At 42.5% G+C, this 15,271-nt stretch carries 11 protein-coding genes; 8 read left to right on the plus strand and 3 right to left on the minus strand.

What is annotated here, in order from left to right; all coding sequences use genetic code 11:
• From AAGC65_RS13625 to AAGC65_RS13635, 3 genes are all read left to right on the plus strand, one after another.
• Positions 1 to 463 (plus strand): DMT family transporter (locus AAGC65_RS13625; RefSeq protein WP_343113010.1); only part of this gene is annotated, 463 nt, incomplete at its 5' end.
• A 1,023-nt stretch (positions 464 to 1,486) separates the two neighbouring features.
• Entirely contained in the window at positions 1,487 to 1,765 is a 279-nt protein-coding gene (locus AAGC65_RS13630) for a hypothetical protein (RefSeq protein ID WP_343113011.1), read from the plus strand.
• 15 nt (positions 1,766 to 1,780) lie between these two features.
• The gene (locus AAGC65_RS13635) at positions 1,781 to 2,668 is read left to right on the plus strand and encodes an NAD(P)-dependent oxidoreductase (protein ID WP_343113012.1); all 888 of its coding nucleotides are present in this window, start codon (positions 1,781 to 1,783) and stop codon (positions 2,666 to 2,668) included.
• Between the two features lie 178 nt (positions 2,669 to 2,846).
• Here the strand turns inward: AAGC65_RS13635 and ispE are convergent, their stop codons facing one another.
• Positions 2,847 to 3,653, minus strand: a complete 807-nt coding sequence (ispE, locus tag AAGC65_RS13640; RefSeq protein WP_343113013.1) for a 4-(cytidine 5'-diphospho)-2-C-methyl-D-erythritol kinase — start codon at positions 3,651 to 3,653, stop codon at positions 2,847 to 2,849.
• A 184-nt stretch (positions 3,654 to 3,837) separates the two neighbouring features.
• Here ispE and AAGC65_RS13645 point away from each other — a divergent pair, with 184 nt between their 5' ends.
• The 5 genes from AAGC65_RS13645 to AAGC65_RS13665 all read left to right on the plus strand — a co-directional run bounded on the left by AAGC65_RS13645 (position 3,838) and on the right by AAGC65_RS13665 (position 10,851).
• Positions 3,838 to 4,659, plus strand: coding sequence for a thymidylate synthase (locus AAGC65_RS13645; RefSeq protein ID WP_343113014.1), 822 nt, complete (start codon positions 3,838 to 3,840; stop codon positions 4,657 to 4,659).
• Between the two features lie 177 nt (positions 4,660 to 4,836).
• Positions 4,837 to 5,319 carry a dihydrofolate reductase gene (locus tag AAGC65_RS13650; protein WP_343113015.1) on the plus strand — a complete coding sequence of 161 codons (483 nt, stop codon included), beginning with the start codon at positions 4,837 to 4,839 and terminating at the stop codon, positions 5,317 to 5,319.
• Positions 5,320 to 5,434: 115 nt separating this feature from the next.
• On the plus strand, positions 5,435 to 8,422 hold the full coding sequence (gene secDF, locus AAGC65_RS13655) for a protein translocase subunit SecDF (protein ID WP_343113016.1): 2,988 nt from the start codon (positions 5,435 to 5,437) through the stop codon (positions 8,420 to 8,422).
• A gap of 140 nt (positions 8,423 to 8,562) precedes the next feature.
• Positions 8,563 to 9,876, plus strand: a complete 1,314-nt coding sequence (locus tag AAGC65_RS13660) for an NAD(P)/FAD-dependent oxidoreductase (RefSeq protein ID WP_343113017.1) — start codon at positions 8,563 to 8,565, stop codon at positions 9,874 to 9,876.
• Positions 9,877 to 9,999: 123 nt separating this feature from the next.
• Entirely contained in the window at positions 10,000 to 10,851 is an 852-nt protein-coding gene (locus tag AAGC65_RS13665) for a hydroxymethylglutaryl-CoA lyase (RefSeq protein ID WP_343113018.1), read from the plus strand.
• 113 nt (positions 10,852 to 10,964) lie between these two features.
• Here AAGC65_RS13665 and AAGC65_RS13670 read toward each other — a convergent pair whose 3' ends face one another.
• Together AAGC65_RS13670 and AAGC65_RS13675 are read right to left on the minus strand one after the other, a co-directional pair.
• On the minus strand, positions 10,965 to 12,200 hold the full coding sequence (locus tag AAGC65_RS13670) for an ROK family protein (RefSeq protein ID WP_343113019.1): 1,236 nt from the start codon (positions 12,198 to 12,200) through the stop codon (positions 10,965 to 10,967).
• A 609-nt stretch (positions 12,201 to 12,809) separates the two neighbouring features.
• Positions 12,810 to 15,227, minus strand: a complete 2,418-nt coding sequence (locus AAGC65_RS13675) for a glycoside hydrolase family 3 N-terminal domain-containing protein (protein WP_343113020.1) — start codon at positions 15,225 to 15,227, stop codon at positions 12,810 to 12,812.
• Between the last annotated feature and the right edge of the window lie 44 nt (positions 15,228 to 15,271).

Here is a 15,271-nt window from a genome sequence, read left to right on the forward strand (position 1 = left end):
CACTAAGGGAATCATAGCAGGCCTGATCTGTGCCATTTGTGCCAGCCTTTTCTCCATCATCAATTCAAAATTTGTTAAGAAGCATGAGGCTCCTACCATCGCGTTTTATGAGCTGAGCGGTGCATTTTTCTGGATATCGTTATACCTTTTATTTACCAGCGGCTTTAATAGTTCATTAATTTTAAAGGGTCATGATATCATGTACCTGGTGTTATTAGGCACCATCTGCACATCGCTCGCTTACGTTGCCGGGGTATCCGTTATGCGCGAACTTTCTGCCTTCAAGGTAGCCTTAGTCACCAACCTTGAGCCGGTTTATGGCATCCTGATGTCGTTTATTTTCTTTGGCGATATGAACAAAATGACGACCGGTTTTTGGGTCGGCGCGGTACTTATTTTGTCTACAATCTTCCTGTATCCGGTAGCTCAAAAACAAATTACTAAACGAAGAGCCCGGGCCTAACTCCGGCTCTTTTTGTTTTTATCCATCTCTCCATACGCCCATTTCAGGAGGCAAAGCCCATCCCTTATTCTATATTTTAGCACCATAACCTGCACCCCATATTTACTATTTATGCTCTAACAATACCCCGATAGGAGGGTAAATGCCAACATATGAACGAGCCATTTTTAAGCCCTCTAAGGCATTATTATTTTTTAAGGCACTTCTCCCTGTTCAATTCAATTTGTGCTTAATAGCGGTAAAATCTCATTTTTAGTTAGTGTACTAAATCAAAAAATTACAGATAAGATCATTTTGGTCATTACAAGCTATTTTTTAAATTTAATGACTTCCAAGAAAATTAAAAATTGAATTTATATAAATAAAATATAAATTTTAAAATCAGATATATATAAACTTTATTAAAAGTAAAAATTAAACAAAATCAAGTTAACTTAAATAGTAAAAAACTAAAAATATTAGCAATTTAAAATATGATTAAAAATTAAACATTTAAAATTTTGTTAATCAGATAAATAAATTAATTTATATAACTATTTAATTCAGATAACAAGTTATCAGATCGTATCTAACCTTAGTGTTTTAAATATTAAAATCAGAAATTAAATAAAATGGCACCAGCAATCCCGGTTGTATACAAAAAGATAAAATCGCATGAAAATTTATGATTCTCGTGGAAGAATTTTGGGAGTTAGTGGGAGCATAAAAAAACTAACTCAAACGGTATCGAAGAATAAAAAAGACACAGTTCTGCTCCCTAAGACTTGATCAGAAAAATTACAGAATATAGGGCACCCCATCCGGACAGAAATCTTAGTTCCAAAATTCCAGCACTAAAAAAAATCCTACAGGTTTAAAAAATCCAATTGACGTTTTTTGACGAACAGCTTCAAATTTTCAAACCAACATTTCAACGTTCCCTCACCCCCGCTCCCGCTCCATTTTCAAGAGACCATAATTGAAGTACATTTTTTATAAACATTTAAAAACCGGATATTGTATTAACTGTAAAACCAAATCGTCATGAGCATTAAAACTATCTTTATTATAGTGGTCACCATTTTACTAACCGCGGCCTTTGCGCAAAACACAGACAAGGTTCCGTTCGCTTTTTTATTCGCTAACTTTTATGTTTCTAAACTGGGACTGATGGCAACGGTTGCGGTGGTGGCTTTTATTTTAGGCATCATGGTTGGCCGTCCTAAAAAAGCAAAATTTGATATTGAAGGCTATCATGACAATGTTCATAAAAAAGAAGACCCCAATACACTAAGCGACGAAGACCGCGATTACATCAGCTAACTTTTACCAAATACTATGAATAACAAAATTGGATTTATAGGCCTCGGGAGCATGGGTATCCCTATGGCTAAAAACCTCATCAGTGCAGGCTATCATTTACAAGTTTACAACCGTACCCACTCTAAAGCCGATGAGCTTGATGCAGCTCACATCACCAAATGCCAAACCCCTTCCGAGGCTGCCTCCGGAGTACCCATCGTGATCACGATACTTACCGATGATGAGGCCTTGCGAGAATCGGCTGTAGGCGATCACGGAATTTTAAAAACGCTACAGCCAAATGCTGTACACATTTCCATGAGCACTATTCTGCCCGAAACCTCCGAACAACTTGCCCTGTTTCATGAGCAGGCCGGAAGTCATTACCTGGCAGCGCCCGTATTTGGCCGACCTGATGCAGCGGCTGCCCGCAAGCTTTGGGTATGTGTGTCGGGCAAGCAACAGGCAAAGGATATTGCCAAACCTGTACTCGATTGCCTTGGCCAGGGTGTGATTGATTTTGGCGAAACTACAGGTGGAGCCAACGTAATTAAAATTGCCGGCAACTTCATGATCATGGCCTCTATGGAGATGATGGCCGAGGCGTATACCCTTGCCGGCAAGAACGGATTAGACCCAGTCCAGGTGGCTGACTTTTTCGGATCGACTTTATTCAACGCTCCCATATTTCAAAACTATGGAAAGCTTATTGCTAACAGGGAATATCAACCGGTAAAATTCAAGTCTGAATTAGGCTATAAGGACGCGCGTCTGGCATTTAAATTATCGCAGACGAGTAACACTCCCATGCCCATCGCAAACGCCGTACACAGCCGCTTATTAAGCGCCGTTGCCAAAGGCTGGGGCGAGACGGATTGGGTGGAGGCTATTACCCGCGGCGTAAGTGAAGACGCGGGAGTGTGATTAGTTTTTTAATTTGGGATTTCGGATGTTGGATTTCGGATTTAAGCGCGGCAGAAAAAACTTATCATGGCATGACTATAAAAAGAAGACTTCCGAAGTTTTAAAAACTTCGGAAGTCTTGCAGGGATTTTTTATATCTCGTCAAATCCCAAATCAAAATCAAATCCCAAATCAAAAACTAAACCTCATAAAAAACTTCGTTCTCTGATTCCAGAAAACTCAGATCGGGAGTTTGCTCAAATATGCCGAACACGGATGCTCCGCTTCCACTCATACTGGCGTAAATTGCTCCGGCCTCGTAGAGCGATGCTTTAACTCCACGTATCTCTACATGATTTTTGAAGATGGTATTTTCAAAATCATTTTTGATAAACTTTCTCCATTCGGTAATGGGCTCTGCGATCAGCTCCATTAGCGAGTCTTTAGGCATGGCCGGTTTAATGCCACCAAAAGCTTCGGCGGTTGAAACGTGCACATCGGGCATCACCAAAACAATTTTATATTTAGAGAGGTCGAGCCGGATGGTTTCAAACTCATCTCCCTTTTCAAAAGCGAACACTGGTTTGTTCTCGATGAAGAAAGCACAGTCGGCACCAAGCCTGCGGGCATAGCCGGTCATGTCATCAACAGACAGTCCGAGTTTAAACTGCTGGTTCATGAGCTTGATAAAAAACGCGGCATCGGCCGAGCCTCCGCCAAGCCCCGCACCTATCGGAATATTTTTATGCAGATGAATATTTACCGGTGGCAAATGAGGATGATCTTTCTGGAGCATGTGATAACCTTTGATGCAAAGGTTATCCTCTACCCTGCCGGGAATATCCAAACCAGACGAAGTAAATTGCAACTCCTCCCCCGGCACCACCTCAAGCGCATCTTTGATATTGATAGGATAAAAAATGGTTTCCAGATTATGATAGCCGTCGGGCCGGCGTTCGGTAATATTAAGACCAATGTTTATTTTTGCATTCGGGAATAAGATCATAAGAAGTAATTAACACGGCATCTATTTTTAAACAACCGTAGGATACCAAAAGTAGATTATTTTTCTTTGTCCTTGAAAAATTGTTCATTGGCTTGCCGGTTCATTAGTTCATTAGGTTTTTCAAAATTTGATAACAATTCAACCGCTCACCAATCAACAACTCACTATTCAACTAAAATAAAAAATGAAACAGTATCTTGATTTGATGAGGCATGTATTGGAAACCGGCGCGCAAAAGCACGACAGAACCGGAACCGGTACCGTAAGTGTGTTTGGCTACCAGATGCGTTTCAACCTTAAAGATGGTTTCCCAATGGTGACCACCAAAAAGCTGCACCTGAAATCTATCATCCACGAGCTCATCTGGTTTTTGAGCGGCGATAGCAATATCCGCTACCTGAAAGAAAATGGCGTACGCATTTGGGATGAGTGGGCCGATGCCGATGGTAACCTCGGCCCGGTATATGGTGTTCAGTGGCGATCATGGCCAACTCCCGATGGCGGCCACATTGATCAGATAGCCCAGGTGGTTAATCAAATTAAAAATAATCCCGATTCCCGCCGCATGATCGTATCGGCGTGGAACGTTGCCGAGGTAAACCAGATGGCCTTGCCACCCTGCCATAGCTTGTTTCAATTTTATGTGGAGCCCCCTAACCCCCTGAAGGGGAAACTAAAGGGAAAGTTGTCATGTCAGCTTTATCAGCGCAGCGCCGATATATTTTTAGGCGTACCGTTTAACATTGCCTCCTATGCTTTGCTTACCATGATGGTGGCACAGGTATGCGACCTTGACTATGGTGACTTTATCCACACCTTTGGCGATGCTCACTTGTACAACAACCACATGGAGCAGGCCCGTCTGCAACTAAGCCGCGAACCACGTCCGCTGCCTACCATGAAGATCAACCCCGAGGTAAAAGATATTTTCGGTTTTAAGTTTGAAGATTTCACTTTGGAGAATTATGATCCACATCCGCACATCAAGGGTATTGTTGCGGTGTAGATTGTCACTGGTTCATTGGTATCATTTGTTCATTTGGACTTAACAGAATCAAAATTTTAGAATTAGCGGAATTTTATTCATCTTACAAAAATTAACAACCGTACCTCGCAATGACGGATGGTAAATGAGTAGTTCAATACCAATGAACAATTGAACTAATGAACAAATAAACAAATAATGACCGTATCCATCATAGTAGCCATAGCTAAAAACCACGCTATAGGCAAAAACAATCAACTGCTTTGGCATATGCCTAATGACCTAAAACATTTTAAAGATGTTACCACAGGCCATACTGTGATCATGGGTCGTAAAACTTATGATTCTGTTGGCAAACCGTTGCCCAAACGCCGCAACATTATTGTAACCCGGCAAGCCATCCATATTGAAGGTTGCGAAGTGGTAAACTCAGTTGATGCCGCTCTGGCCCTTTGCGCCAACGAGGAAGAAGTATTTATTGTTGGTGGCGCTGAAATATACAAGCAATCTCTCCCACTTACTGATCGCATCTACCTCACCATTATTGACCACGATTTTAATGGTGATACCTATTTCCCGGAATTAAACACCGCAGAATGGAAAGAGACAGAGCGGGAAGACTTTGAAGCCGACGAGAAAAACAAGTATCCATATTCATTTATTACATTGGAACGGCGGTAACATTTTCTGTCATCAAATTGTTTTAATTTAAAATTTCAGGGTTGCGAAATTTTATTAGATTTGCCGTCTTATTGAAAAAAAGCTTATAAACTAATTAATTACATACAAAAATTCGATGCAAGGTAAAGGGGTTATTAAATTTTTCGCCATTCTGTTAGCTGTGGTCTGCTTATACCAGCTATCATTTACATGGGTGGCCCGTAAAGTTGAAAGTGATGCCAAAGTATATTCAAAGGGTGATCCGGAGAAAGAAAAAGCTTATCTGGATTCTATGTCTACACAACCGGTATATCCGTTGTTCAAACACAATTATCAATACGTTAAACAAAGGGAAATTGCACTGGGTCTTGACTTAAAAGGTGGTATGAACGTTACCATGCAGATCTCTCTTGACGAGCTGGTAAGGAAAATTGCCAACAACAACCCCGATGTAGTATTTAACCAGGCTTTGGCTAATGCTGATAAATTACAGGCCAATGCTCAAACTACTCAAAAAGATTACATCGCGCTATTTGTAAGCGAGTATGAAAAACTAAATCCTAACGGTAAGCTTGCCGCTATCTTTTCAACAAAAGATAACCAGGATCACTTAAAGTACAACGCTTCAAACAGCGAGGTTCAGGCTTACCTGAAAGATCAGGCCAACACCGCGGTTAAACAATCATACACTGTTTTGAATACCCGTATCAATCAGTTTGGTGTTACCCAGCCTAACATCCAATTAGAGCAAAGCTCAAACCGTATCCTGGTAGAGTTACCTGGTGTAAAAGAGCCTGAGCGTGTTCGTAAACTTTTACAAGGTTCGGCCAAGTTGGAGTTCTATGAAACTTTTGATAACACCGAGGCTTATCAGTACCTGATCAACATTGATAACCTGTTGGCTGCAAAAAACAAAACTGCCAAAACAGATTCATCAAAAACAGCTGCTACCACTGCTGCTGCAAAAACAGATACTGCCGCTAAAGCGGGTTCGTTATTAAGCAAAGTTCAAAAGAACGCAGCTAAAGATACTTCAGCTGCTTCATTAGCCAGCAAAACTCAATTGGCGGCGCAACACCCACTGCTTTCCATTATGCAGTTAAACCTGGGTACCGACAGAAATGGTCAGCAAGCATTAGGCCAGGGCCCTGTAGTTGGTTATGCTCCTTTGAAAGATACTGCGAGGGTTAACGCTTACCTGAACAGTGCCGACGTAAAATCGGTAATACCTCGTAACCTCAGATTCCTTTGGGAAGTAAAACCACTGAAAGATGCTAAAGAAAAAGCTTTCGCTTTATACGCCATCAAATTAAGCGGTGCCGAGAACGGTCCGGTATTATCTGGCGACGTGATCAATGACGCTAACTCTGACGTTGACCCTAAAGGTAACCCAGAAGTAAGAATGGTGATGAACTCACAAGGCGCCGAAAAATGGCGTACCGTTACAGCCGAAGCTTCTTCAGGTACCAACAAAAAAGCTATTGCCATTGTACTGGACGATAACGTATACTCTGCCCCAACCGTTCAAAATGAAATTTCAGGTGGTGTATCTTCTATCTCTGGTAATTTCACTATTGAAGATACCAAGGATTTGGCCAACGTATTAAAAGCAGGTCGTTTACCTGCTCCTGCTCACATCGTATCAGAATCAATCGTAGGTCCGTCATTAGGTCAGGAAGCCATTAATGCCGGTGTTACATCAAGTATATTAGGCTTAGTTGTTGTATTGATCTTTATGATCGCTTATTACAACCGCGCAGGTACTGTAGCGGTGGTAGCAGTGGTTATCAACATATTTTTCCTGATGGGTGTATTAACCAGCTTAGGCGCCGTGTTAACATTGCCAGGTATCGCGGGTATCGTATTAACCCTGGGTATAGCTGTTGATGCTAACGTATTGGTTTACGAACGTGTTCGTGAAGAGCTTGGCTTGGGTAAATCATTAAGAATTGCCGTTGCCGATGGTTTTAAACACGCTTTGCCATCTATCCTTGACTCACAGATCAGTACTTTCTTAACCGGTGTTATCCTGTTCGTATTTGGTTCGGGCCCTATCCAAGGTTTTGCTACCACTTTGATGATCGGTATCGTTACATCACTATTCTGTTCATTATTAATTTCAAGAGTTATATTTGAGTGGATGCTGGATAAAGGCTGGGATATCAAATTCTCAAACCCCTGGAGTTCTCATACCTTTAAAAATGCCAGCTTCAAGTTTGTAAAAAACCGTTTCAAATTCTATATCTTCTCTGGTGTGTTTATCACTGCCGGTCTGATCTCTATCTTCACCCGCGGTTTCAGCTACGGTGTTGACTTTGAAGGTGGTCGTAACTATATCGTTAGCTTCCCTAACAAAGCAGTAACTACCGAAGCTATTCATGATGCAGTGGATGCAACTTTAGGTCGTAGTACTGAGGTTAAAACAATGGGCGAAGACAAGTTTAGCATCACTACCAACTACTTATTTAGCGATAATACCATAGCCGGCGACGCTAAAGTAAAAAGTATGCTGATCAGCACCCTAAGCAGCAAGCCTGAAACTAAAATTACAGATAAAAACATCTTAGGTGGATCAAAAGTAAGCGCGACGATTGCCGATGAGTTAAAAACATCAGCTATTTACACCGTATTGTTCGCCATATTTGTTATTTCGGCTTACATCCTGATCCGTTTCCGTAAATGGCAGTTCAGCTTAGGTGCGATGGTTGCAACCGCGCATGATGCCCTGCTGGTATTATCATTCTTCTCGTTATTCCGTGGTATACTTCCGTTCTCACTGGATATTGACCAGGCGTTCATCGCTGCCATCCTAACCGTTATCGGCTACTCTATCAACGATACCGTGGTAGTATTTGACAGGATCCGTGAGTTCCTGGAATTGCACCATGCTAAAACCGATGATCCGGAAGTTGTAATTAACCAGGCTATCAACAGCACACTGAGCCGTACCATTATTACAGCATTAACTGTGGTGTTCGTATTGATCGTGTTATTCATATTTGGTGGAGATGTGATCAAAGGTTTCTCTTTCGCGTTATTGATCGGTGTGATCTTCGGAACATACTCTTCTATCTGCGTTGCGACACCGGTTATTGTCGACTTCGGCAAAAAAGATCTGAGATAATTAAATTTCAAATTATATTTTACAAGGCCTCAAGTTCACTTGGGGCCTTTTTTGTTTGTAAAGCCTGCTGGTGCAAATAGCTGATTTAGAAAGAGGCACGTTTGTTGTAACCCTGTACATTCAACAACACAACCTGCTCTATGAACTTAACAAACAGCTCAAAATTCCCACTGGTAGTTATTATAGGCGGAGGCTTTGGCGGACTCCAGGTGGCCAAAAAACTCAAGGATAAGCCCGTTGATGTTTTAATGCTCGACAAACATAATTACCACACTTTTCAACCGCTTTTATACCAGGTTGCTATGGGCAGCCTTGAATCGGAGTCTATAGCTTTCTCGCTGCGTAAAAACTTTGCCAGTCAAAAAAACTTTCGCTTCCGTATTGCTGAGGTAACCAGAATAAATCCCGACAACAATACTTTAGATACCACCATAGGTCCTGTTACTTATGATTATCTGGTAATTGCTACAGGCTCAACCACCAACTTTTTTGGCAATAAGGATGTGGAAAAGTTTTCGATGCCCATGAAGTCTATACCCGAGGCGCTTAATCTACGATATTCCATTTTACAAAATATTGAGGAAGCCCTGCTTAAACCCAGCAAGGAAGAGCGCGACCCTTACCTCACGTTTGTACTTGTTGGTGCCGGACCAACCGGAGTGGAACTTTCGGGCTCGTTAGCCGAACTACGCAATCACATCCTTACTAAAGATTACCCGGAGCTAAAAAGAGAGGACATGAAAGTCTACCTGGTTGATTTTTTACCAAAGGTTCTTGGCCCCTTTTCCGATGAGGCTTCCGCTTCTGCTAAGGATTTTTTAACCGGCATGGGTGTCGAGGTGCTTTTAGGCATGAAAGTAGAAAGCTATGATGGCAACGAAATAAGATTTGAAGGCGGTAAAACCATCCGTACCAAAAACGTGATCTGGAGTGCCGGGGTTATGGGCGTAATTCCCGAGGGTATTGATGATGATATGATTGAAAAGGGCAATAAGATCAGGACCGACAATATTTGCCGTGTGGTTGGCACTACCAACATATTTGCCATTGGCGATGTGGCTGCCATGATAACTAAAGAAACACCAAAAGGCCATCCCGGAGTAGCACAGGTGGCCATACAAATGGGTCAGCATGTTGGTAAAACCATAGCCCAACTCATTAATGGCGAATTAACCGAGCCTTTTAAATACAATGATAAAGGTTCATTAGCTACTATTGGCCGTAACAAGGCCGTTGCTGATCTGGGTAAAATAAAATTCCAGGGCTTTTTTGCCTGGCTGGTATGGATGTTTGTACACCTGATATCGCTTTTGGGGGGGCGTAATAAGGTGATCGTGTTTATTAACTGGGTATCCAGCTATATTACCTACAATGGCGGTACCAGGCTCATTATCCGAAAGTTTGAACGTGAAGGCCTTACCGAGGATGTTCACTTGCCCAACACAGTGGATTAGTTTTATGTTGAGGGTTATGAGTGGTAAGTGATAAGTTTTGAGTTGTAAGTAAAATTGATGAGTTTTGAGTAAAGTGTTTTGAAACTCAAAACTTACAACTCAAAACTCGTTACCCAAAACCTAATGAACATCAAGATAACCGAATGCCCACGCGACGCCATGCAAGGCTTGCATGATTTTGTACCAACTGATATTAAGGCGGCTTATATTAACCTGCTGTTGCAGGTAGGTTTTGATACCATCGATTTTGGGAGTTTTGTTTCGGCTAAGGCAATACCTCAACTGCAGGATACAGCCGAGGTGCTCAAAAAGCTGGATATGAGCGGCACAAAATCAAAACTGCTGGCCATTATTGCCAACTATCGTGGTGCCGAGGATGCGGTGAAACATGAAGAGATCACCTACTTGGGTTATCCATTCTCTATATCAGAAACTTTTCAACTGCGCAATACCAATACTACCCTGCCGCAGGCATTTGATAATGTAAAAAAAATAAAAGAGCTGTGTCAGACCAATAATAAGCAATTGCTGGTATACCTGTCTATGGGTTTTGGCAATCCCTATGGTGATGAATGGAATACCGGAATTATTGAATACTGGACAAAACAATTAACCCGGGAAGGCATCCATCATATAGCCCTTGCCGATACCATTGGCATTGCCGAAGCAGAACAGATCAGCACTATTTATCCTGATCTGAGCAAAAAATTTCCTGAAACAGAATTTGGTATCCACCTGCACTCCACTCCCGACACCTGGCAACCGAAGATAGATGCAGCTTACAAAAGCGGCTGTAAACGTTTTGATGTAGCACTAAAGGGCTATGGTGGCTGCCCTATGGCCGCAGATGACCTTACAGGCAACATCGCTACCGAAAACCTGATAACGTACCTTCAGTTACAAAACGAGCCCCTGGAGCTTAATTTAGCTAAATTTCAGAAAGCAATGGATTACTCGGCAAAAGTGTTCGTGTAGATGTGCGAATATGCAGATATTTAAATGTGCGGATGAGGAAATGTGCAAATTTCAGATGCAGAGATATTTTTTTAATCTAATCTGCACATCTCCTCATTCGCACATCTGCACATTTAAGAAGTTACTGTTGATTTCGCAGCCTTACCTACCTTGGCTTTTACCGTTTTATCAAAATTTTCCATCACCAATACTGCAGCCCCAATGAGCTCGGCATCAAACCCAAGTTCAGATACCAACAGCTCGGTACCACTTGCAAGCCGGGGTATACAGTATTTATGCAGGGCTTGCTGAATAGGAGCCATTAATATTTTGGCAACCTTTGCTCCCCTGCCACTTAAAACAATGATAGCCGGGTTCATAATATGAATGAGTATGGCCAAGGCTTTCCCTATCTTATATCCTGCATCTGACAGCAATTCGATAGCAAACTGATCGCCGTTGTTTGCGGCTTCAAGCAAGGCATCGCCCATGAGTTTGGAGTGATCATTACTATTATATTTTAAACTGGTAATACGGCCTTGTTTAATGCCAGCTATGGCTTTTTGGGCAACCACCAGCATGGATGCCTCTGCCTCCAGGCAACCACGTTTGCCACATTCGCAAAGGGCGCCATCTTCAGATAGTGGAATATGGCTCAGCTCACCGGCAAAACCAGTATGCCCCCTAAACAATTTTCCATTAACGATCATCCCTAAACCTATACCCCATCCCAAATTGATTACCATTACCTCATTTTGCGCTTTGGCTATACCAAATTTTTGTTCAGCAAGCGCAATCAGACTTGAGTCGTTATCAATGTAGGTGGTAATACCTGTTTTGGAAGTTAAATACGCAGTTAAGCTTTGCCCTCCGGCATCAAGGTAAGTGTAGTTGATACCCTCGGTAACATTAATAAAACCCGGCATACCAATACCTATACCGGCAATTTTCTCTTTAGCAATACCCGAATTTTTGATATAAGTATTGATGAAAACAGTTAAATCAACAAGGGCATCAGGATTGTTCAGCAACTTAAGTTCTGAAGTAAACATATCCGCCACCGGGTTATTCAGCAGATCGAAAAGCTGTATGCGTACCGTGAGCTGATCTAAAGCGATGGCAAGTACATACATCGCACTGGCCTTTACCGAATACATGAGCGGCCTGCGGCCACCGCTTGAGGGAGCGTAACCATCTTCAACCACAAAGCCTTCGTCCATTAATTCATTTACAGCCTTGGCTATTGATGGTATGCTTTTGTCAAACAACTCACTTAAGCCAGCACATGACATTGCTTTATTAAAATAAAGCTTTTTAATAATCATATTTTTTAGCTGACTGCCCTTTACACCTTTATGCTCAAGTTCCATTCAATAATTTAATAACTGGTTTACAACAGGGAATGCCTTAGTGTTTTGAATTGTATAAAAATATAAATAAAGTAATTAAGTACAACTGTAATTATCACAGTTAGTAAGTGTTGGAAAAGGTGGCAAACTTAATGAACATATTGCCTGCAGAAAATAATATTTTTGCACCTAATACTAATGACAACTATCGTTTTTGTTACATAACCACAACAGGCCAATCAAAACTTTTTAAAATTTTATTTTAACATTTTTTGATTCAAAAACAGCTGATTTTTGACCAAAAAACTTCAAAATAATAGCAAAACTATCTGTTTTTTACACATCTCAACCTGTTTTTAGCCCATATTTAAAGCTTTAAAAAGTATTAATATATTGACTTTCAAATAACTACATGCAAATATCCTCTTTTTGATCCTCTGCCCTTTTAAAAAACGAGCCCGGTTTTCCTCGTAACAGGACAACCGGGCTCGTATGTAAATATAATGAAAATTCAATTAGGATCCAAGATCTATTACGCACTGCCCTATTCTTGATACTTGCGCCAGAGAAAAAAGCAAAGCTTTAAACTTTAATTATTCTTAGCTTTCTGCCATTCCCTTTCAGCTTTCCCTATTGCACCTCAAACTCTTTTTTCAGTTTAATATCTACCGACGAGCTCCCTATCATCACCATGAACTTGCCGGGCTCAACCGTCCAGTTCATGTTTTTATCCAGCAGAGCAAGATCATCCGGGTGCAGCGTAAATTGTACGGTTTTCTTTTCGCCGGGGGCAAGGTTAACACGCTCAAATCCGCGCAGATCGTACTCGTAAGTTGTAACGCTGCTCACTTCATCTTTCAGGTAAAGCTGCACCACATCGTCGCCTTTGCGGCTGCCGGTGTTGGTTACATCTACACTAACCTGTACATCGCCCTGCGAGTTTTCTTTCTCGGGAGATACCTGCAGGTTGCTGTACTCAAATTTAGTATAGCTTAAGCCATAACCGTATGGATACAACGCGCCGTTAACACTGGTTTTGCCCCAGCTGTTATCACCGCCCTGGCTTGCCTGCGATGCCGGCTTAAACGGAAAGTTAAATTCAATTTGTCCGGTAGTTTTCGGGAAGGTGATAGGCAACCTGCCGCCCGGGTTGTTATCACCAAATAAGGTCTCTGCAATAACCTGGCCACTTTGCGGGCCGGGGAACCAGGCTTCCAGGATAGCCGGTACATATTTATTTTCCCAGTTAATGGTGAGCGGCTGCCCGTTGATCATCACCATAACCACCTGTTTACCGGTAGCCTGCAAGGCCTGTATCAGCTTTAACTGCCTGCCCGGCAGATTTAGTCCCGTACGCGACATGCTTTCGCCTACGGTATTCACATCTTCGCCTACTACTGCAATAACCACATCGGCCTGTTTGGCTTGCGCTACTGCCGAATCAATACCGGCCTGCTCCTGTGTGGTCAGCGGTGTTTCAATGATCTCACTTTCGGGCCAGGTAGCATCAGTAAGATTACAGCCTTTGGCGTAATTAACGTTCACTCCTGTACCCACATATCTTTTAACACCTTCCAACACGCTGGTAACCGGGTTGTGCGACGGGCCGTAACGGCTGGTAGCATAATTTTTTTCGGCAGCCAGCGGGCCGGTAACCAATATATTTTTCAGCTTGCTTTTATCTAAAGGCAACAGGTCTCCCTGATTTTTAAGCAACACCATTGATTCCCGGTTCATTTTTAGCGACATGGCATCATCTTCAGCGGTATGTACCTTTTTGTCAGACGATTTGGGATCTTTAACATAAGGGTCATCAAATAAACCTAAACGGAATTTAACCCGCAACACATCTCCCACCCTTGAGTCAATCAGTTTCATAGATAGCCTGTTTTCCTTGATCAACTCGCGCAGGGGCATAATAAAGGTTTGCGGCATCGTAAAGTTGGTGCGTACGTTAAGCCCGGCTTCAACCACCTGCCGTACAGCCTCCTTATAATCGGCAGCTACATGATGCTTGGAGAACAGATATTCCACCGCTTCACTATCTGATACTACATAGCCATTAAAGCCAAATTTCTGGCGCAACAGTTCAGTTAAAAAGTAATAGCTGCCGGTAACAGGTACGCCGTCCCAATCGTTATAACTGCTCATTACCCCCATTGGATGCGCTTCCTGTATCACCCGTCTAAAAGGATACAGATACACCTGATACATTTCCCGGGGTGCCACATGCGGATCGGTACGGGCACTGCCATCGCGCCCACCTTTCGGTACACTGTATACGGCAAAGTGTTTCAGGGTTGATGCTACGCCCTCTTCCTGAATACCTAAAACCATTTGCTTGCCCAGCTCAGCAATGTGAAAAGGGTTTTCGCCATAACATTCCACTACACGGCCCCAGCGCTGATCGCGGGCAGGGTCAAGTATCGGGGCGTAAACGTTGGTATAACCCAGGGCCTTTGCCTCCCGGCCAACGGTTTGCCCGGCCTGGCGCACCAGCTGCTTATCAAATGTACTGCCTATGGATATGGGCGCGGGCAAGGGCGTAGCCCGGTCGTGGTTTAACCCATGGATGCCCTCGTTGGTAAAATCAACCGGGATACCCATACGGGTTTCTTCCACAAACCACTTTTGAATAGTGTTGATGGCCGACGCGTGTTTGCTGTATGGATAAGAATATTGAGTATAAGCCTTATCGGTAGTTGAGGTAAGGTTGTTTAACTCCTCATCAATATTGGCAATGCCGTCTTTCCAAACCTCATTTTTCCATGAGGGCACAGGCATTTCATCCTTTAATACCCGCTTATAACCGTAAAGCGTAGCCATTTGGCAGGTTTTCTCTTCAACTGTCATTTGGCTTAGCAGGTGGGCAACACGTTTTTCAATAGGCTGCTGCGGATCTTCAAAAACATCCATTTTACCGTTCTTATTAAAATCGACCCAGCCTTTATGGTAAATATTTTTTTGTTGTGCCGATGCGGATAACGTGAGCCCGGCCAACAGGACAGATGCCATGCTTACGCGCGGCAGGTAATACTTCTTTCTCATTCAGATGAAATTGCGGTTATAGAATTTCAAATATATAAGATAGT

It is taken from the genome of Mucilaginibacter sp., from assembly GCF_039207105.1.
In the GTDB taxonomy this organism is placed as follows: domain Bacteria; phylum Bacteroidota; class Bacteroidia; order Sphingobacteriales; family Sphingobacteriaceae; genus Mucilaginibacter.